We start from the raw sequence: 19,470 nt of genomic DNA, 5'->3' as shown, positions 1-19,470 counted from the left end.
ATCAGCGCAGGTTGATGGTGGTGTTGACGCCATCGTTGACCGTGTCGTCGTCGAACCAGCGGCTGGTGACGGTTTTGGTCTGGGTGTAGAACTGCACCACTTGCTTGCCATACGGGCCGAGGTCGCCGAGCTTGGAGCCACGGGAACCGGTGAAGCTGAAGAATGGCACCGGCACCGGAATCGGGATGTTGATGCCGACCTGGCCTACATCGATTTCGCTCTGGAACTTACGCGCCGCCGCACCACTTTGGGTGAACAGGCCGGTGCCGTTGCCGAACGGGTTGGCGTTGACCAGCGCGATGGCCTCATCCAGCGTGGCGACTTCCAGCACCACCAGCACCGGGCCGAAGATTTCCTGGGTATAGATCTGCATATCGGTGGTCACGCCCGAGAACAGGGTCGGGCCGACGAAGTTGCCTTGCTCGAAGCCCGGTACCTTGATGTCGCGGCCGTCCAACTCCAGCTTGGCGCCTTCTTTCACGCCGCTTTCGATCAGTTCCAGGATGCGTGCCTTGGCGCGTTTGGAGATCACCGGGCCGACATCCGTGCCCGCTTCACTGCCGGCATTGACCTTGAGTTTTTGCGCCAGCGCTTTCAGGTCCGGCAGCCATTGCTTGGCCGCGCCCACCAACACCACCACCGAGGTGGCCATGCAACGCTGGCCCGCCGCGCCGAAACCGGCACCGACCAGGGCATTCAAGGTGTGTTCGCGGTTGGCGTCCGGCAGCACCACGGCATGGTTCTTGGCGCCCATCATCGACTGCACGCGCTTGCCGTGTTTGCCGGCCAAGTCGTACACGTGGGTGCCGACGGCGGTCGAACCGACGAAGGAAACTGCCTTGATATCTTTATGGGTGCACAGCGCATCCACCACATCCTTGCCGCCGTGCACCACGTTGAGCACGCCGGCCGGCACACCGGCTTCCAGCGCCAGCTCTACCAGCAACATAGTCGACAGCGGGTCCTGCTCGGACGGTTTGAGCACGAAGGTGTTACCGCAGGCAATCGCCATCGGGAACATCCACAGTGGAATCATCGCCGGGAAGTTGAACGGCGTGATGCCTGCACACACGCCGATCGGCTGGCGCAGGGTGTAGGTGTCGACGCCACCGGCGACGTTTTCAGCGAACTCGCCCATCTGCAAGGTGCCGATGGAGCACGCGTGTTCGACCACTTCCAGGCCACGGAAAATATCGCCTTCGGCGTCGGCAATGGTCTTGCCCTGCTCGGCGCTGAGGACTACGGCGATACGCTTGGAATGTTCGCGGATCAAGGCTTGCAGCTTGAGCATGATGCGCATGCGTGCGCCGATCGGCGTGAGCTTCCAGGTTTGAAAAGCGTGATGCGCGGCGTCGATGGCGGCGTTGACTTCATCGGCGGTGGCGAAAGGGACTTTGGCCAGCACCTCTTGAGTGGCCGGGTTAACGATGTCTTGCCAGTGGGTGGTCTTGGACTCGACCCATTCACCGTTGATCAGCAACTTGACCTGTTGCACGGAAATATCGGCAGAAGCGTTCATGTGGTCTCCAATCTTATATTTATGCAGAGACAAGGCGCGTAAGCCGCCTTGGGAAATGAGGCGTTCGGACTGTTTTTGGAGTATAGATGTGCAAATCTCTAATAAGAACGCACATAAAAGCCGGTCCAATATGCAAAAAAACATCACGTCATTGGGCTCCCTGAACTGGGATGACCTGAAGTTTTTCCTCGAAGTGGCCCGCACCCGCAAGGCCAGCGTCGCCGCCAAGCGCCTGGCGGTGGACTACACCACTGTGTCGCGGCGCATCAGCTCACTGGAAGTGTCGCTCGGCACATTGCTGTTCGAAAAATCCCGGACCAACGGCTTCGTGCTCACCACCGAAGGCCAGCGTTTGCTGGGGTATGCGGAGTCCATCGAAAGCACGTTGCACATGGCCTGCGAACAGGTTTCCGGCTCCGGCGTGGCGCTGTCCGGGCATGTGCGCATGGGCTGCACCGAAGGTTTCGGCAGCTTCTTCGTGACGCCGCAGCTCAGCCACTTTGTCGACACTTACCCGGCAATCTCGGTGGATATTTTGCCCCTGCCCCACTTCATCAGCCTGTCCAAGCGCGAAGCCGACATAGTGATCGCCCTGGAACGCCCGGAACACGGGCCGTATGTGTGCTGCAAACTGTGCGACTACAAACTGCAGCTGTACGCAACCCAGGACTACCTCGACCAACACCCGCCGATCCGCAAACCGGCGGATTTGGCCGAGCATCCATTTATCAGCTATGTGGATGATCTGGCGTTCAGCTCGGAGCTGTTGTACCTGGCCAATGTGGTGCCCGGCGCCAGCGCGAGCTTGCGCAGTACCAGCGTGATCGCGCAGTACGTGGCGGCGCAGCAGGGCCGGTCGATGGCGATATTGCCGTGCTTTCTGGCGGCGCAGGATCCACGGTTGTTGCCGGTGCTGGGGGAGCAGATTGCGATAACGCGGCAGTTCTGGATGTATTGCCGGGAGGATTTGCGGAAGCTGAAGCGGATTACGTTGTTGTGGGATTACATCCGTGAGGTGACGGAGCAGAACGCGGGGTTGTTGATGGGGGAAACGCGGGAGATGAGATTCGCGGATTAAAGGGCCATCAGCGACGATTCGCTTTAATTTGCAGGACGTTTCCTAGAGACTCTCTACCCTATTGCGCCTTACCGTTTGGGTCACTAGCCTCCTGACTTCGCTGCTCATCAGCGATCGGGTTTAGCGATCCGGGTTTCAGGCGTAACACTGCTCCCAACAGTATCAGCTGGCTCTCGTCAGCTTTTAGCGTTTTATGGCGGCTGTGTGCGGGAGACTTTCGAGTCTACCCGGGATGCGCTCTGGCCCGGATCGCTAACCTGCACACAGCTGCCACCCTCTTCATGTTTAGCGATGTGATGTGGCAGCTCTACTTCATATTAGAGTGATCATCATGAGCAAAGTCGTCCCCGATCCACCCCTTTCCTCCATCACCACCCTCGGCGTCGTCACCTTCGGCGATTACGGCGAAAACCAAAAACCGCTGTTCCGCGTCAATGCCGGCATGCCCATCGAGCAAGCCCTGGAACACGCCTCCACCCTGCTGTTTTACTCCAAGAAACTCGCCATGGAAGCCGCGATGGATGTACGCGGCGAACAATACGCCTGGGCCGCACACTACCTGTGTGAGATGGGCAAAGCCGTGGTGGATGACCTGACGCAAGCAATGACGCCGATCAGCTAAGCGAACACGCCAGCAAGCACACTGCAAAACAAAATGTGGGAGCGGGCTTGCTCGCGAAAGCGGTGGGTCAGTGAGTAAATCCTCAGCTGACCCACCGCCATCGCGGGCAAGCCCGCTCCCACATTTGGACTGTGGCGGGCACAGGATTCAGGTCTGGCACAAATAAGTGTGGGAGCTGGCTTGCCTGCGATGGCGGTGGGTCAGGCAGGTTATCTGCTGCTGATACACCGCATTCGCGGGCAAGCCCGCTCCCACAGTTGAACTGCGGCGAGCACAGGATTCAGGTCTGGCACAAATAAGTGTGGGAGCTGGCTTGCTTGCGATGGCGGTGGGTCAGGCAGCTTAGTTGCTGCTGATACACCGCATTCGCGAGCAAGCCCGCTCCCACATTTGGACTGTGGCGGGCACAGGATTCAGGTCTGGCACAAATAAGTGTGGGAGCTGGCCTGCCTGCGATGGCGGTGGGTCAGGCAGCTTGATTGTTACTGATGTACCGCATTCGCGAGCAAGCCCGGCTCCCACAGTTGAAAGGTGGTGGGCACAGGATTCAGGTCTGGCACAAATAAGTGTGGGAGCTGGCCTGCCTGCGATGGCGGTGGGTCAGGCAGCTTGATTGTTACTGATGTACCGCATTCGCGAGCAAGCCCGGCTCCCACACTTGAACTGTGGCGGGCACAGGATTCAGGTCTGGCACAAATAAGTGTGGGAGCTGGCTTGCCTGCGATGGCGGTGGGTCAGGCAGGTTATCTGCTGCTGATACACCGCATTCGCGAGCAAGCCCGCTCCCACACTTGAACTACGGCGGGCACAGGATTCAGGTCTGGTGCAAATAAGTGTGGGAGCTGGCTTGCCTGCGATGGCAGTGGGTCAGGCAGCTTGATTGTTACTGATGTACCGCATTCGCGGGCAAGCCCGCTCCCACAGTTGAAGGGTGGTGGGCACAGGATTCAGATCTGGCACAAATGAGTGTGGGAGCTGGCTTGCCTGCGAATGGCGGTGGGTCAGGCAGCTTATCTACTGCTGATACACCGCCATCGCAGGCAAGCCAGCTCCCACAGTTGACCGCATTGGCACGTTGGGATTGAGTGTGGTGCTTAGTCGGCAATCACGACGATCGACACGCGCCGGTTCTCGGTGCGGCCTGCCGCGGTGGTGTTCGACGCCACCGGCTCGCTGCTGCCCAGGCCGCGCAGTTGGACGTTTTCTTCTTTCATACCCACGCTGGTCAGCACCTTGCCCACGCTTTTGGCGCGGCGCAGGGACAGTTGCTGGTTGTAGGTTTCTTTGCCGGAGGCATCGGTGTGGCCGTCGACGCGTACGCGTTCGATGCCGGCGCCCGTCAGGGCTTTGCCGATGCGTTCGACGATGTCGGTGCTGGCTTTGTTGAGGCTTTCGACGTCGCTGCCGAACAGCACTTTGCCGGACAGGCCGAACGCCCAACCTTCGTCGGTCAGTTCAAAGCCTTGTTGTTTAAGCACGGCGATTTGTGCCGGGCTCAGGCCCTTGGGTGGTGGCGTCTGGCAGCCGCCGAGGGCTAAAAAGGCCACCAGCAAAGTGATAAACAGAACACGCGCTTTCGAGAACAAGGGATCAACTCCTGTGTTGAACATTGGCAGCGGTAGGCTCCGCCTCCGCCGTTTGCTGGCCGCCCTGGGACAGCCGCTTGGCTTGGTACATGGCCGCGTCGGCGGCATTGAGCAGGGTGCCGGGAGTGGCGCCATGATCGGGGTAGATGGCGATGCCGATACTGAGGGAGGTCAACACCTGGGTATTGCCGGGCAACGGGATCGGCTTGTCCATGCTGGCAATGATCTTGTCGGCGATGCGCTGGGCATCCTCGGCCTTGTGCAGCGGCGCCAGCAGGATCGCAAATTCATCACCGCCCAGCCGCGCCACCAGGTCATCCTCACGCAGTTGCGCACGTACGCGTTCGGCGACGGCGACCAGCACGGCATCGCCGGCGGCGTGGCCGAAGTTGTCGTTGATGTCTTTGAAGCGGTCGCTGTCGAGGAACAGCACCGCCACCTTCTCATTGACCTTGGCGGCGCTGCGCAGGGCACGGATCATGCGACCCTCGAAAAACGCGCGATTGGGCAAGCCGGTGAGGCTGTCGTGGCTGGCCTGGTGCGCGAGGGTTTCATTTTCACTTTGCAGGTGGCTTTGCCAGGCTTCCATCTCGCCGAGCAGGGCGTTGAAGTCGCTGCCGAGGCTGTCGAGTTCGGCGATCTGCGCCGGTGGCACGCGGCGGTCGAAATCGCGCTCGCTGCGGGCGGCGTGGGCCACGGCGGCGAGGCTTTGCAGCGGTTGGGTGATGCCTTGCAACAGGCGCCGCGCCAGGTACAACGCGACCCAGGCGCTGAGCGCGGTACAGATGAGAATCCCGGCCAGGCCACTGAGCAAAAAGCGCAGCAGGCTGCCGCCATGGCCGATCAAGTGAATGCTGCCGACGGGTTGGCCCTGGTGCAGGATCGGCTGGCTGATGGGTTGTTCGAGCAGGGTGTGCGCCACCGCCAGTTCAACCCTGGAGAGCATGCCGGTATCGGGCCGTATCCATTGCGCCAGCAGCTTGCCGTTGGCATCGAAGACTTCGGCCTGGGCCACTTCTTCGGTGGAGGCGATCAGGCTCAGGGCCTCAGTGGCGGCGGCACTGTCGTCGAACACCACTGCCGCCTCAACGGTATAGTTGATGGAGCGCGCAATCAGGTGCAGGTTGTGCTCGGCATACACGCGCAGCGCCAGCACGCCGAGCAGGGTCAGCGACACACTGGCCAGGGTCACGGCCACCAGTGCCAGGATCAAATGCCCACGGCCAATGACCGAACGCAAGGTCGGCCGCACTTTAGCGGTACTCATGGCGCTGGCGCTCGACGGCGGGACAGTTGCAACACGCTGGGGTGAATACGCACGCCACTGCGGGCGACGGAGTCCAAGTTAACCTCGAACGACACTTGCTCATCGCCCACGCGCAGGCAGAACAGGCTGCCCACGGTGCATTGGTCACCGCCTTCACTGATGCTGAGCACCGGGTGGCCGATCAATGAGGTGAACAGACGGCTGCGTTCATCGGCGGAGAGTTTGCCGATGTAAATGGCGTCGCAGGCGCTGACGATATTGGGATTATCGGCCAGCAGACGCTGCACCACCACCGGGCGGCCAGTGGCCTGGGTGGTGCCTTTGACCAGGTCGTCGGTGTATTGGGTGGGGCCGACGATGCACAAGCGCAGTTGTGCAGGCTCCACCGGCCAACGGGCATAGCTGAGGATGCCGAGTACCACTTGGGTGACCGCCTGGGCGCGGTGATCCGCCAGGCTGGGCGTCTGCGCAAATACGCGCGGGGCGAGCAGGCATAGCACCGCCACCAGTAACATGCGTCTCCAGCTCAAACTGCGCTCTGTGGGCGAGACAGCCACGTTCATGCAGCGATTCTCTCAGCTATTTTACAGGGTGATGCCGCAACGATAGCACAGCGGCGGAAAACCCCACGACTTGGGGGTTTATCAATGCCCGCTATTTTTTCAGAAAAATCAGGCAACTAAATCAGAAATATCTCATGACCCATCAGTCAGTTTTATCAGACGCTGCATCCAATTCCAGCATCAACCCGCTCAGGCGTTTGACCTTGCGCCGCACCGCTTCCTCAAACACCCCGCCTCGCGGTTCGATCAAACTGAACCAGCGTTTGGCGCGGGTGATGCCGGTGTAGATCAGCTCTTTGGTCAGCACCGGGTTCAGCGCATCCGGCAGGATCAGCGCCGTGTGGGTAAATTCCGAGCCCTGGGATTTGTGCACAGTCATGGCGTACACGGTTTCCACATCGTTCAGACGGCTGGGCAGTACAAAACGTACGCCACCCTGACCATCGTTGCGTGGGAAAGCCACACGCAGCACCTGCGGGCCGCCGTCGCTCTCGGGCAGCTTGAGGGCGATGCCGATGTCGCCGTTCATCAAGCCCAGGCCGTAGTCGTTGCGGGTCATCAGCACCGGGCGGCCTTCGTACCATTGGTCATCGCCTTCGATCAGCCGCACTTTGCGCAAGGCGGCGGTGATGCGCAGGTTTAAACCTTCCACACCCCACGGGCCTTTGCGCACGGCGCAGAGCAGCTGGAAGGCGTCAAAGGCTTGCAACAGTTGTTGCGCCCAGTGAGTCCAGGCGGCGTCTTCACGTGGGGTGTCGAGGGCCGGGCGCGCGCTGTGCAGCAGATTCAGGTAATAGCGATAACCCTGGGCATCGTCGCCCTGCCCGTCCAGCACCAGACGCTCAAGGGCGTGATCGTGTTCGCCCTTGAGGCTTAAGCAGAACAGGTCGCTGTGGCTGCGCGCGGCAAGCAGTTTGCGCGCCTCTTCGGCATTTTGCTGGTTGACCCAGCGCGCCAGTTGGCCGATGCCACTGCCTTCGCCGAAGCGTCGCGAGTAGCGCAGCATGACCACTTGCTGGGCGAGCGGATGACTGCCCTCGAGGTCTTCCTGCAGGCCGCTGGCGCTGAGGTCTTCGCCGCTGACCGCTTGCAGCCATTGGCGCGTGTTGGGGTTGTACCAGCCGGCTTCGGCATCACGGCACAAGTCGCCGAGCACGGCGCCGGCTTCTACCGAGGCGAGTTGGTCTTTGTCCCCGAGCAATACCAGGCGTGCGTGGGGCGGCAACGCGTCCAGCAGGTTAGCCATCATTTCCAGGTCGATCATCGAGGCTTCGTCCACCACCAGCACGTCCAATGGCAACGGGTTGCCGATGTGATGGCGAAAATGTCGCGTGCCGGGGCGGCTGCCGAGCAGGCGGTGAACCGTGGTGACCTGGGTGGGGATTTTTTCCCGCACGCTGTCCGGGACATTCAGCGACAACACTTGCTGGCTGATGGATTCGGTGAGGCGTGCGGCGGCTTTGCCGGTGGGCGCGGCGAGGCGAATGCGCAATGGGCTGCTGGCCTCTACGGCCGGGGCCTGCAACAGCGCGAGCAAGCGCACCACCGTAGTGGTTTTGCCGGTGCCGGGGCCGCCGGTGACAATACTGAAGGCCCCGCGTGTGGCCAGGGCGCAGGCGAGTTTTTGCCAGTCAATGACGCCGTCCGGCGGCGGTTGATCGAACAAGGTGTTCAGGCGCTGCGGCAAATCAGTGGCGACGGTTTCCCTGGGTGGCCAGGCGCAGGCGCAACGCCGTGTCGATGCGCCGTTCGTAGGTCCAGTAGCGGCGCAAATACAGGCGTTTGCCGGACAGCACCAGCGGGCGGCTTTGGGCCGATTCACTGCCATCCACAGCCAGCGCGACCAAGTGGCTGGCGGCCAGCGCATGGCACCAGTGGGCGCCATCAAGGCCGTCGAGCAATTGCGAGGGCAGCAGCATGGCGCCGGTTTGCAGGTCGCCTTCGGGGGGCAATGACAGGGCAAAGTCTGGCGCTTTAAGGGTTTCGAACAGGTCCAGGCAGACGTGGCCATGGCCCAGTTGGTGGCTGGTCAATGCGGCGGCCAGCAATACCAGCGGGTCGGCCTGTGGGTCGAGTTCGTGGAGGAAGCCGACGAAGGCTTTGTCCAATGCGCGCAGCCAGCCACGGTCGACCCAGCGTTCCAACAGTTGCACCAGGTCGGCGGCGCGGCTGAGGGGCAGCAGGTCCTCAAGCGGTAATGGCGACAGGCTCATAGCAGCACTCCTTGTTCCCAGGCGGGCTCAACCTTGGGCGGTATGGGTTTGCCCTGGAACAACAGGTCCAAGCCTTCGATCAGCTCCCGTGGCGGCCGGGTGAAATACGCGCCTTGGCTGGTGGCCTGGGTGCCACGCAGGAACAGGTACAGCGCGCCGCCGACGTGGCGGTCGTAGTCGTAATCCGGCAGGCGTGCCTTCAACTGGCGGTGCAGGGCCAGCAGGTAAAGTACGTATTGCAGGTCGTACCGGTGCTCGAGGATCGACTGTTCCATGGCGTCCTGCGTGTAGGCCGAATCGTCAGGCCCAAGCCAGTTGGATTTGTAATCGGCCACGTAATAGCGCCCGTCGTGTTCGAACGTAAGGTCGATAAAACCCTTGAACATGCCGTTGAGCAGCACCGGTTCGGCGGCCACTCGGGACACGCCTTTATGGGTGTATTGGCACACCAGCTTGTCGAGGGCCAGCACGTCGACTTTGTGGCTGGCGAACCAGAACTCCATTTCGATCTGGTAGTGCTGCAGGCTGCTGAGGGCGACTAGATCGTTATCTACCGGCAGCGGTGTTTGCAGCAAATGGCCGAGCCAGCCGCTGAGGGTGACGATCCAGCCTTCCCAGTTGCGTCGGTTACAGCGCGCGCCCACGGCTTTTTCGATGGCCTCGGGCGTCACGTTGAAACCTTCCTCGCCCGCCCATTCCAACAAGCCATGGAGAAAGGTGCCGGGGTTAGGGCCCCGTGGGAAACGGTGAATGTCACCGCCAGACGCTGCCACTTCACGCGGCGCGTCGGGGTCCAGGCGTTCGTCGTCGAACAGCTTCTGGGCTTGTGGGCTTTCTGGTGCTTCAAGGGTTGCGGCGCTCAAGCTGTCGCCAATTCTCAAAGCGCTGTAGGAAGCGATCCACCAATTTTCAGCGGCCTTGCGCTTGGGCAGTAGCGGTGCAAGCAAGGTGGCCTCGTTGCGCGGCGGGTGGAACAGGCTGTCTTGCGCATCGGGCACGGGGGTGTAGTGGATGGCAGCGCAGCCCTCCTGCAAGTCCAGCAGCCAGCGCGCCAAGCCGGCGGATTCGCCCAACGAGGCACCGCCACCGAGCAGATAACCCAGCGCGGACAGGTGCAAGACCGAGCTGCTGTTATTGCCCCGTTTAAGATCGGCAATGCCCAACCAGCACGCGTGTTTGGCGCGCGTGAGGGCGACGTAGAACAACCGCAGGTCTTCGGCGAGGCGCTCGTCGTCAGCTTGGGCAATCAGCTCGGCGGTCGGCCGCAGGCTGACCTGGGATTTGCCCTGTTCGTCGTGGTAATGCAGCGGCAAGCGACTGCCATCCACCGGCTTGGCCGAGCAGATAAACGGCAGGAAGACCAGGTCGTATTCCAGGCCCTTGGACTTGTGGATGGTCACCACCTTGACCAATTGTTCGTCGCTTTCCAGGCGCAGAATCTGTTCTTCACCGGCCTGGCCCGACAGCGCCAGGTGTTCGGCCAGGTGGCGAATCAATGCCTGCTCGCCGTCCAGCTCTGACGCGGCCTGTTGCAGCAATTCACTCAGGTGCAACAGGTTGGTCAGTACGCGTTCGCCGTCACTGCGGGCAATCAGGGTTTGCGGCAGCTTGAAATCATGCAGCAGGCGTCGCAGCATCGGCAGCACGCCTTGGGTACGCCAGATCGCGCGATAACCACGGAACTGCATCACGCGGGTTTCCCACGCCAGTTCGTCCTGGTTCAGACGCTCCAGTTCTGCCAGTGAAAGGTTCAAAGTGACGCAGGCCAGGGCGGCGCGCAGTGGGCGCTCGACGTCCGGCTCGGCGCAGGCCTTGAGCCAGGTCAGCAGGTCGTGGGCTTCCTGGGCGGCGAACACCGAATCCTTGTCAGACAGATAAACGCTACGTACACCACGGGCGGCCAGTTCGGCGCGCACGGCTTGGGCTTCCTTGCCGTCGCGCACCAGGATGGCGATGTCTGACGGGAGTACGCCTTTTAAGCTGCCATCCGGTTGTAGGAAACCCGCGCGGCCCTGCTGCCCGCCATTGAGCAATTCAACAATTTGTGTGGCACAGGCGGCCGCCAGTTGTTGGCGATAGACCGCGTTGGAAATCGGCTGGTCGGTGGGCAGGTGCCACAGGTTCATCGCCGGCAGGGTTTGACCATCGACCTGCAACTGCTCTTTGCGGCCTTGGGACAGCACCGAGTGGAACGGCACTGGGTTGTCGCCATTCGGTTCACGGAACAGGAACGCGCCACGGCCGGTCTCGGCACGCTGGAACACATGGTTGACCGCCTCGACCATCGCGTGGCTGGAACGGAAGTTGGTGCCCAGGGTGTGATGGCGGCCGGTGGTGGACTGGCGGGCGCGCAGGTAGGTGTAGATGTCGGCGCCACGGAACGCGTAGATCGCCTGCTTGGGGTCGCCGATCAGGAACAGGCCACTGTCGAGGTGGTTTTCTTCGATGCGGTAGATGCTGTCGAAGATGCTGTACTGCACCGGGTCGGTGTCCTGGAATTCGTCGATCAGGGCGACCGGGAACTGCTCACGGATCACACTGGCCAAGCGCTCGCCGCCGTCGGCTTGCAGGGCGGCGTTGAGGCGGATGAGCATGTCGTCGAAGCCCATTTCGGCGCGGCGGCGTTTTTCTTCTTCGAAGCGTTTACCGACCCAACCGGCGGCGTGTTGTAACACGGCGGCGTCGGGGGTCGGCAGCGCATCGAGGCTGGCCTTGAGGCTGGCCATGGCGTCGATGCCGGGGTGACGCGGCGGCTCGCCCTTCCAGGCTTCGGCCATGCCATCGGGGGTGAGGCGGGTGAAGCCGGTGCCGATGTCGAGTTGTTCGAGGGTTTCATCAGCGGCCCAGGTGCTGATCTTTTCGAACCAGGGTTCGAAGTAACGCGCCTGCATTTTGCGGCCGTCGACGGCTTTGGCTTCGACAGCCTGCAGGCAGATAGCGCGCAGCTCGATGGCCCATTGTTGCCAGGGTGCCTTGAGCGCGACCAGCGCTTGGCGGCGCTCTTGCAAGCAAGCGTTGATCAACTCGGCCGGCTCACGGGTGTCATCGGTGGGCCGCTCGCTGCCGAACAGCGCGCGCACGCGTGGCATCAGCGCGGCGGGGCCGCTCCAGTTTTTGCGTACCCAGTTGAGCGCATCGTCGTGCATTGGGTAGCAGAACAACCGCCAATAATCGCGCAGCACTTCGCCGAGCAGGTCGCTGTGGTCGGTTTCCAGGGTCTGGGTGAACAGGCTGCCGCTGTCGAACGCGTGTTCGCGCAGCATGCGTTGGCACCAACTGTGGATGGTCGACACTGCGGCTTCGTCCATCCATTGGGCGGCGATGTCCAGGCGATTGGCACAGGCCGGCCATTGTTCGGGCAGGTATTGGTCACGCAGGTCGGCAATCAGCGCGTCTGGTTGCTCGATTTCGTCACGAAAAAAACGTGCAGCTTCAGCCAGGCGGATGCGGATGCGTTCGCGCAGCTCTTTGGTGGCGGCGTCGGTAAAGGTCACCACCAGGATTTGCGGCGGCAGCAGCTCGCGGCCAAAGCCGGATTCGTCACCACCGTGGCCAAGCACCAGGCGCAGGTACAGCGCGGAAATGGTGAAGGTCTTGCCGGTGCCGGCGCTGGCTTCAATCAGCTGGCTGCCTTTGAGTGGGAAGGCCAGGGCCAAAGGTTTACTGATCATGCGCTGGCCTCCTCGCTGCTGAGTGATCGCCATGGGGCGTTGATCAAGGGCCGATACAGGGTTTCGGCCCAGCCTTCGAATTCTTCGCTGGCGATGAGCGAAGCGTAATCCGGGAATTGGCGGGTGAGCGCCGGGGTTTCGCGGCGTTCGCCGTCGGTGGTCAGGCCGTCGCCTTCGTAGGCTTTGCTGGCGGCTGCCTGCGCCTTGTCCGGATCGGTTTGGCCGAGCCAGGCGAAGGCGGTTTTCACGGCTACGGGCAGCGGTTTGCGCATGCCGGTGTGCCAGGCCAGTAACAGGTTGCCGAGTATGTCCTGGGCGATGGTTTTTTCCAGCGGGGCCAGCAGCAAGGTGTCGTCACTGGCGACCAGCCCGGTACTCAGTGGCAAGCCGCAGGCGCAGGCCACCACATGATTGACCCACGGGCGGATCAGGCGATGCCACTTGCGGGTTTTGATCGAGCCGATGCTGTTGGGAATGGTGGTGACGCTTAAAAATCCGCCATCACTGCGCCGATGCAGACCACTGATCCAGCCTTCCAGCTCGATGCCTTGATGCTCAAAACTGATCGGTTCGGCGGCGGTTTGTGGCGTGGGCCAGAGCGCCAGTAGATGTTGATAACGCTGCAATAGATCGGGCAATGGCTCGACCAATTCATTACGCAGGCATTCGCCGAAACCGACCATGGGCAGCAGGCCACTGCCTTGCAGGCGCAGGGCTTGGGCGTTCAGGGCCTGGTCTATGTGATCGGGCTGGGCCAAGGCTGCATTGAGCAGGCTGTCGCTGAGGCTGTAGCGCTGCAATGCATCGAGAACGAAAGGTTCTTCATCGGCCAGCGGGACTTCGGCGGCCTCGAAGAACACTTTCAGACGCTGGCTGAAGAAGTGTTTGACGGGGTTGCGCACAAAGTCTTGCAACTGACCGAGGCTCAGAGGTTCTTCCTGGTGGTGCTCTACCAGTTCGTCTTGATTGGCTGAGGCTACCGCAGCTTCGTGGAGCAGCTGCCATTCGCGGGCGTAGCTGAACAGCGCATCACCTTCGTGGAAGTAGCGGGCGCTGAAGGGTTGGAGTGGGTGCTCCTGAGTCATGGCTTCCAGCAGCGGTTCTTGTGTGTCTGCGTTATGCCAGCCGCTGGCGAGGTGGTCACGCAGCTGGCCGATCAATACCGAGGCCGGGCGGTCGCTGTTGTCGCGGATGCTGCGGCCTACCCAGCTGATATAGAGCTGATCGCGGGCCGACAGCAGCGCTTCGAGCAGCAGGTAGCGGTCGTCTTCGCGGCGTGAACGGTCGCCGGGGCGGTAGTCACTGCCCATCAGGTCGAAGTCCAGCGGCGGTTGGGCGCGCGGGTAATCGCCGTCGTTCATGCCGAGCAGGCAGACCAGCTTGAACGGGATGGCGCGCATGGGCATCAGGGTGCAGAAATTGACAGCCCCAGCGAGGAAGCGCTGGGACAGGCGGCCCTGGTCGAGGCCGGCGAGCCAGGCTTCGCGGACGACGGTAAGGGGTAACTCGTCCTGCAGGCCGACGGACTCACAGGTTTCCAGCCAGTCTTCCCGCAGCTGCTCAAGTTGGCCAAGCAGATAGTCGTCGTGCTCGCTGCTGGGCAGGAAGAACAGCTGCATCAGGCGTTGCAGGCGCTCGCCCCATTCTTGAGGTTTTGCCGGTTGCGACAAGGCTTGATGAGCCTGGTTTAGCGCATCGAGCAAAGCGACCAGTGGGCCGATCAACGCGGCGTCGAGGCCGCCGATTTCATCGTAGGGCTCAATGCCATCACAGGCGATTCCGGTGCCTACGGCATAACCCAGGAGCATGCGCCGCAGGCCGAATCGCCAGCTGTTTTGCTCAAGCTCCTGGGGCAGGCCGAGGCCGGCGCGCTGTTCGGCGTTGAGGCCCCAGCGGATGCCGGCGCCTTCGATCCAACGGTGCAGCGTGGGCAGGTCGCGTTCCTTGATGGAAAAACGTTCGCGCAGGGCGGGGACGTCGAGCAGGTCGAGGATTTCACTGACGGGAAAGCGGCTGTCGGGGAGCTTTAGCAGGTGCTCGACGGCGATCAGCAGTGGATCGCGGCCACGCTGGCCTTGGTCGGTGAGGGTGAACGGGATGAAACGCGGGTCGTTCCGCTCAAGCTGGCCGAAGACCGCGCGGATGTGCGGCGCGTAGCTGTCGACGTCGGGGACCATGACGATGATGTCACGCGGGCGCAGTGTGGGGTCGGCGCTGAAGCGTTGGAGCAATTGGTCATGGAGGATTTCCACTTCGCGTTGGGCGCTGTGGGCGATGTGGAAACGGATGGAGCTGTCGTGATTCAGATCGACGCCCGGCCACAGTTCGCGGGTTTCATTGAGTGGGCGCAGTTCGAGGATGTCGTCCTGCAACTGATTGAGCAGCGTGGTGGGTTGGCTGTCGCTGAACAGGTCGATGCGGCCATCACGGAAGGCGGCGCGGTAGCTGTTGGGGTCGTCGTAGCTGTCCAGCAGGCTGATGTAGTCACGGCCCTGTTTGCCCCAGGCGGCCAACAGTGGGTGCGCATGCTGGTGCAGGGTTTGCGGGTCGATGGTGACGGGCATACCGGCTTTGCGCGCCTGGCGTTTGTACTCGTTACGCAGCAGGTCTTTGTCGGCAACGATGTCGGACCAGTGGTGGCGGCAAGGGTTGTGTACGCACAGCAAGACTTGGCTGAAGCGTGCCAGGCCGGCAAGTGCTTCCAGCGCTTGGGCGGGCAAGGATGAGATGCCGAAAACGATGACTCGGGACGGCAGGCCTTGGGGGGCTTTTTCGAGGGAGTTGATCCGCTCGATAAAACGCTGATGAACACCGGCGCGGCTTTCGGCCATGCCCTCTTCGCCTACATCCAGTAGCAGTGCACGCCAGAGTTCTGCCTGCCAGCAATTCGCCGGGTTCAGGGGCTTTGTGTCGCCTCGGCCGTTGCGCAGTTGGTGGCGACCGGCCGCCCAATCTTCCAGCCAGTCGGCGCGGTAGACCTGGTATTGGTCGAACAAGTCGGCCAGGCGTTCCGCCAGTTGATAGCGTTTGCGCAGGTCGGTGTCGTCGGTAAGAAATCGCTGCAGGGGCTCGAAGTGCGGTTGGTCAATGAGCTCCGGGAGCAGGCGCATCAGGCGCCAAGTCAGCGGGGCTTTATCGAGCAGGGATTTGGGCGGGATTTCGTCTTTGCCCAAAACCATGCGATAGAGCTGCCACATAAAGCTGCCGGGGAGCTGCACGTCGATAGCCGCAGCGATGCCGCAGCCGCCCATATCATCTTCTTCGGGATCTTCGGCCAAGGCCAGCTTGAGCCATTGAGCAATGCCATTGCTCTGGACCAGGGCGATTTCGTTTTCCAGAGGAGCCAGGGGATAACGGCGCATCCAGCTGACTACCAGACTGCGCAGTTCGTCCAGGCGGTTGCCGTGAACCACCATGAATCCAGCGCTGAGGGACGTCGCATCCGGCATAACGGCTTCCTTGGGAAAAGCAAAATCGAGGCATGGACTTTAGCATTGAAGGCGGTCACAGACTGCAAGTGAGAAACGCTTGATACGTTGCGTGGCCACACTTTTCGACCGCCCAAAACAAAACCCCTGATTGCGTTAGCAATCAGGGGTTTCGGAATTTAATCTTGACGATGACCTACTCTCACATGGGGAAACCCCACACTACCATCGGCGATGCATCGTTTCACTACTGAGTTCGGGATGGGATCAGGTGGTTCCAATGCTCTATGGTCGTCAAGAAATTCGGGTACTGAGTCGTAGCCAGCTGGCTTCGCTTCAGCAAATTGGGTATGTGACAGCTTTCGGTGTTTTGTGAGCGTCGAACTTTCGGTTCATCTCGTCTTCACACACCGCAATCTGGACTCTTTCGTCTTTTCAACTAGGAGCATCAAATTGCTTGGGTGTTATATGGTCAAGCCTCACGGGCAATTAGTATTGGTTAGCTCAACGCCTCACAGCGCTTACACACCCAACCTATCAACGTCGTAGTCTTCGACGGCCCTTCAGGGGACTCAAGGTCCCAGTGAGATCTCATCTTGAGGCTAGTTTCCCGCTTAGATGCTTTCAGCGGTTATCTATTCCGAACATAGCTACCCGGCAATGCCACTGGCGTGACAACCGGAACACCAGAGGTTCGTCCACTCCGGTCCTCTCGTACTAGGAGCAGCCCCTCTCAAATCTCAAACGTCCACGGCAGATAGGGACCGAACTGTCTCACGACGTTCTAAACCCAGCTCGCGTACCACTTTAAATGGCGAACAGCCATACCCTTGGGACCGGCTTCAGCCCCAGGATGTGATGAGCCGACATCGAGGTGCCAAACACCGCCGTCGATATGAACTCTTGGGCGGTATCAGCCTGTTATCCCCGGAGTACCTTTTATCCGTTGAGCGATGGCCCTTCCATACAGAACCACCGGATCACTAAGACCTACTTTCGTACCTGCTCGACGTGTCTGTCTCGCAGTCAAGCGCGCTTTTGCCTTTATACTCTACGACCGATTTCCGACCGGTCTGAGCGCACCTTCGTACTCCTCCGTTACTCTTTAGGAGGAGACCGCCCCAGTCAAACTACCCACCATACACTGTCCTCGATCCGGATAACGGACCTGAGTTAGAACCTCAAAGTTGCCAGGGTGGTATTTCAAGGTTGGCTCCACGCAGACTGGCGTCCACGCTTCAAAGCCTCCCACCTATCCTACACAAGCAAATTCAAAGTCCAGTGCAAAGCTATAGTAAAGGTTCACGGGGTCTTTCCGTCTAGCCGCGGATACACTGCATCTTCACAGCGATTTCAATTTCACTGAGTCTCGGGTGGAGACAGCGCCGCCATCGTTACGCCATTCGTGCAGGTCGGAACTTACCCGACAAGGAATTTCGCTACCTTAGGACCGTTATAGTTACGGCCGCCGTTTACCGGGGCTTCGATCAAGAGCTTCGCGTTAGCTAACCCCATCAATTAACCTTCCGGCACCGGGCAGGCGTCACACCCTATACGTCCACTTTCGTGTTTGCAGAGTGCTGTGTTTTTAATAAACAGTCGCAGCGGCCTGGTATCTTCGACCGGCATGAGCTTACGGAGCAAGTCCTTCACCCTCACCGGCGCACCTTCTCCCGAAGTTACGGTGCCATTTTGCCTAGTTCCTTCACCCGAGTTCTCTCAAGCGCCTTGGTATTCTCTACCCAACCACCTGTGTCGGTTTGGGGTACGGTTCCTGGTTACCTGAAGCTTAGAAGCTTTTCTTGGAAGCATGGCATCAACCACTTCGTTAACTAAAAGTTAACTCGTCATCAGCTCTCGGCCTTAAGATCCCGGATTTACCTAAGATCTCAGCCTACCACCTTAAACTTGGACAACCAACGCCAAGCTGGCCTAGCCTTCTCCGTCCCTCCATCGCAATAACCAGAAGTACAGGAATATTAACCTGTTTTCCATCGACTACGCTTTTCAGCCTCGCCTTAGGGACCGACTAACCCTGCGTCGATTAACGTTGCGCAGGAAACCTTGGTCTTTCGGCGTGGGTGTTTTTCACACCCATTGTCGTTACTCATGTCAGCATTCGCACTTCTGATACCTCCAGCAAGCTTCTCAACTCACCTTCACAGGCTTACAGAACGCTCCTCTACCGCATCACTTACGTGATACCCGTAGCTTCGGTGTATGGTTTGAGCCCCGTTACATCTTCCGCGCAGGCCGACTCGACTAGTGAGCTATTACGCTTTCTTTAAAGGGTGGCTGCTTCTAAGCCAACCTCCTAGCTGTCTAAGCCTTCCCACATCGTTTCCCACTTAACCATAACTTTGGGACCTTAGCTGACGGTCTGGGTTGTTTCCCTTTTCACGACGGACGTTAGCACCCGCCGTGTGTCTCCCATGCTCGGCACTTGTAGGTATTCGGAGTTTGCATCGGTTTGGTAAGTCGGGATGACCCCCTAGCCGAAACAGTGCTCTACCCCCTACAGTGATACATGAGGCGCTACCTAAATAGCTTTCGAGGAGAACCAGCTATCTCCGAGCTTGATTAGCCTTTCACTCCGATCCACAGGTCATCCGCTAACTTTTCAACGGTAGTCGGTTCGGTCCTCCAGTTAGTGTTACCCAACCTTCAACCTGCCCATGGATAGATCGCCCGGTTTCGGGTCTATTCCCAGCGACTAGACGCCCTATTAAGACTCGCTTTCGCTACGCCTCCCCTATTCGGTTAAGCTCGCCACTGAAAATAAGTCGCTGACCCATTATACAAAAGGTACGCAGTCACCCAACAAAGTGGGCTCCCACTGCTTGTACGCATACGGTTTCAGGATCTATTTCACTCCCCTCTCCGGGGTTCTTTTCGCCTTTCCCTCACGGTACTAGTTCACTATCGGTCAGTCAGTAGTATTTAGCCTTGGAGGATGGTCCCCCCATATTCAGACAAAGTTTCTCGTGCTCCGTCCTACTCGATTTCATGACTAAGAGATTTTCGCGTACAGGGCTATCACCCACTATGGCCGCACTTTCCAGAGCGTTCCGCTAATCTCAAAGCCACTTAAGGGCTAGTCCCCGTTCGCTCGCCACTACTAAGGGAATCTCGGTTGATTTCTTTTCCTCAGGGTACTTAGATGTTTCAGTTCCCCTGGTTCGCCTCTTACGCCTATGTATTCAGCGTAAGATAACCATCTTATGATGGCTGGGTTCCCCCATTCAGACATCTCCGGATCAAAGTCTGTTTGCCGACTCCCCGAAGCTTTTCGCAGGCTACCACGTCTTTCATCGCCTCTGACTGCCAAGGCATCCACCGTATGCGCTTCTTCACTTGACCATATAACCCCAAGCAATCTGGTTATACTGTGAAGACAACATTCGCCGAAAATTCGAATTTCTCAATTAAGAGAACTCACAAATTTTACCTTAGCCTGATCCGTTACCAGTGAAAGTAACGTTCAGTCTATCTTTCTATCACATACCCAAATTTTTAAAGAACG

8 protein-coding genes, 2 rRNA genes and 1 pseudogene are annotated in these 19,470 nt (G+C 59.9%); 2 read left to right on the top strand and 9 right to left on the bottom strand.

Annotated features, from left to right (window positions below; translation table 11 throughout):
* Position 1: 1 nt before the first annotated feature.
* Positions 2 to 1,519, bottom strand: coding sequence for a CoA-acylating methylmalonate-semialdehyde dehydrogenase (locus tag QF043_RS03105; RefSeq protein ID WP_307417468.1), 1,518 nt, complete (start codon positions 1,517 to 1,519; stop codon positions 2 to 4).
* Between the two features lie 130 nt (positions 1,520 to 1,649).
* Between QF043_RS03105 and QF043_RS03100 the strand changes: the two genes are divergently transcribed.
* Complete coding sequence (locus tag QF043_RS03100) at positions 1,650 to 2,597, top strand: LysR family transcriptional regulator (RefSeq protein WP_017137973.1); 948 nt, start codon at positions 1,650 to 1,652, stop codon at positions 2,595 to 2,597.
* 331 nt (positions 2,598 to 2,928) lie between these two features.
* Complete coding sequence (locus tag QF043_RS03095; protein WP_307417466.1) at positions 2,929 to 3,219, top strand: DUF3077 domain-containing protein; 291 nt, start codon at positions 2,929 to 2,931, stop codon at positions 3,217 to 3,219.
* Positions 3,220 to 4,313: 1,094 nt separating this feature from the next.
* On the opposite strand, the gene QF043_RS03090 is transcribed toward QF043_RS03095, so the two are convergent.
* The 8 genes and pseudogenes from QF043_RS03090 to QF043_RS03055 form a co-directional block, all read right to left on the bottom strand.
* Entirely contained in the window at positions 4,314 to 4,805 is a 492-nt protein-coding gene (locus tag QF043_RS03090; RefSeq protein ID WP_307417465.1) for an OmpA family protein, read from the bottom strand.
* 4 nt (positions 4,806 to 4,809) lie between these two features.
* The gene (locus QF043_RS03085; RefSeq protein ID WP_056858374.1) at positions 4,810 to 6,072 is read right to left on the bottom strand and encodes a diguanylate cyclase domain-containing protein; all 1,263 of its coding nucleotides are present in this window, start codon (positions 6,070 to 6,072) and stop codon (positions 4,810 to 4,812) included.
* Positions 6,069 to 6,635 carry a YfiR family protein gene (locus QF043_RS03080; protein WP_307417464.1) on the bottom strand — a complete coding sequence of 189 codons (567 nt, stop codon included), beginning with the start codon at positions 6,633 to 6,635 and terminating at the stop codon, positions 6,069 to 6,071. The genes QF043_RS03085 and QF043_RS03080 overlap by 4 nt, the downstream gene beginning before the upstream one ends.
* Positions 6,636 to 6,777: 142 nt before the next feature.
* Positions 6,778 to 8,848 (bottom strand): annotated as a pseudogene (recD, locus tag QF043_RS03075) (exodeoxyribonuclease V subunit alpha).
* Entirely contained in the window at positions 8,845 to 12,519 is a 3,675-nt protein-coding gene (recB, locus tag QF043_RS03070) for an exodeoxyribonuclease V subunit beta (RefSeq protein WP_307417463.1), read from the bottom strand. Before recB ends, recD begins: the two are co-directional and overlap by 4 nt.
* Positions 12,516 to 15,968 carry an exodeoxyribonuclease V subunit gamma gene (gene recC / locus QF043_RS03065; protein WP_307417462.1) on the bottom strand — a complete coding sequence of 1,151 codons (3,453 nt, stop codon included), beginning with the start codon at positions 15,966 to 15,968 and terminating at the stop codon, positions 12,516 to 12,518. The genes recB and recC overlap by 4 nt, the downstream gene beginning before the upstream one ends.
* Positions 15,969 to 16,130: 162 nt before the next feature.
* A 5S ribosomal RNA gene (gene rrf, locus QF043_RS03060) occupies positions 16,131 to 16,246 on the bottom strand.
* 169 nt (positions 16,247 to 16,415) lie between these two features.
* Positions 16,416 to 19,307: ribosomal RNA gene (locus QF043_RS03055) — 23S ribosomal RNA — on the bottom strand.
* Between the last annotated feature and the right edge of the window lie 163 nt (positions 19,308 to 19,470).

The organism is Pseudomonas sp. W3I7 (assembly GCF_030816095.1).
In the GTDB taxonomy this organism is placed as follows: Bacteria; Pseudomonadota; Gammaproteobacteria; order Pseudomonadales; family Pseudomonadaceae; genus Aquipseudomonas; species Aquipseudomonas salomonii.
The sequence above is the reverse complement of the archived record's forward strand: the minus strand, read 5'-3'. Positions and strand labels throughout refer to the sequence as shown.

Bases quoted from the DNA above. Each gene is read 5' to 3' on its own strand.
- QF043_RS03105 (WP_307417468.1), bottom strand. From the start codon at position 1,519: ATGAACGCTTCTGCCGATATTTCCGTGCAACAGGTCAAGTTGCTGATC.
- QF043_RS03100 (WP_017137973.1), top strand. From the start codon at position 1,650: ATGCAAAAAAACATCACGTCATTGGGCTCCCTGAACTGGGATGACCTG.
- QF043_RS03095 (WP_307417466.1), top strand. From the start codon at position 2,929: ATGAGCAAAGTCGTCCCCGATCCACCCCTTTCCTCCATCACCACCCTC.
- QF043_RS03085 (WP_056858374.1), bottom strand. From the start codon at position 6,072: ATGAGTACCGCTAAAGTGCGGCCGACCTTGCGTTCGGTCATTGGCCGT.
- QF043_RS03080 (WP_307417464.1), bottom strand. From the start codon at position 6,635: ATGAACGTGGCTGTCTCGCCCACAGAGCGCAGTTTGAGCTGGAGACGC.
- recB (WP_307417463.1), bottom strand. From the start codon at position 12,519: ATGATCAGTAAACCTTTGGCCCTGGCCTTCCCACTCAAAGGCAGCCAG.
- recC (WP_307417462.1), bottom strand. From the start codon at position 15,968: ATGCCGGATGCGACGTCCCTCAGCGCTGGATTCATGGTGGTTCACGGC.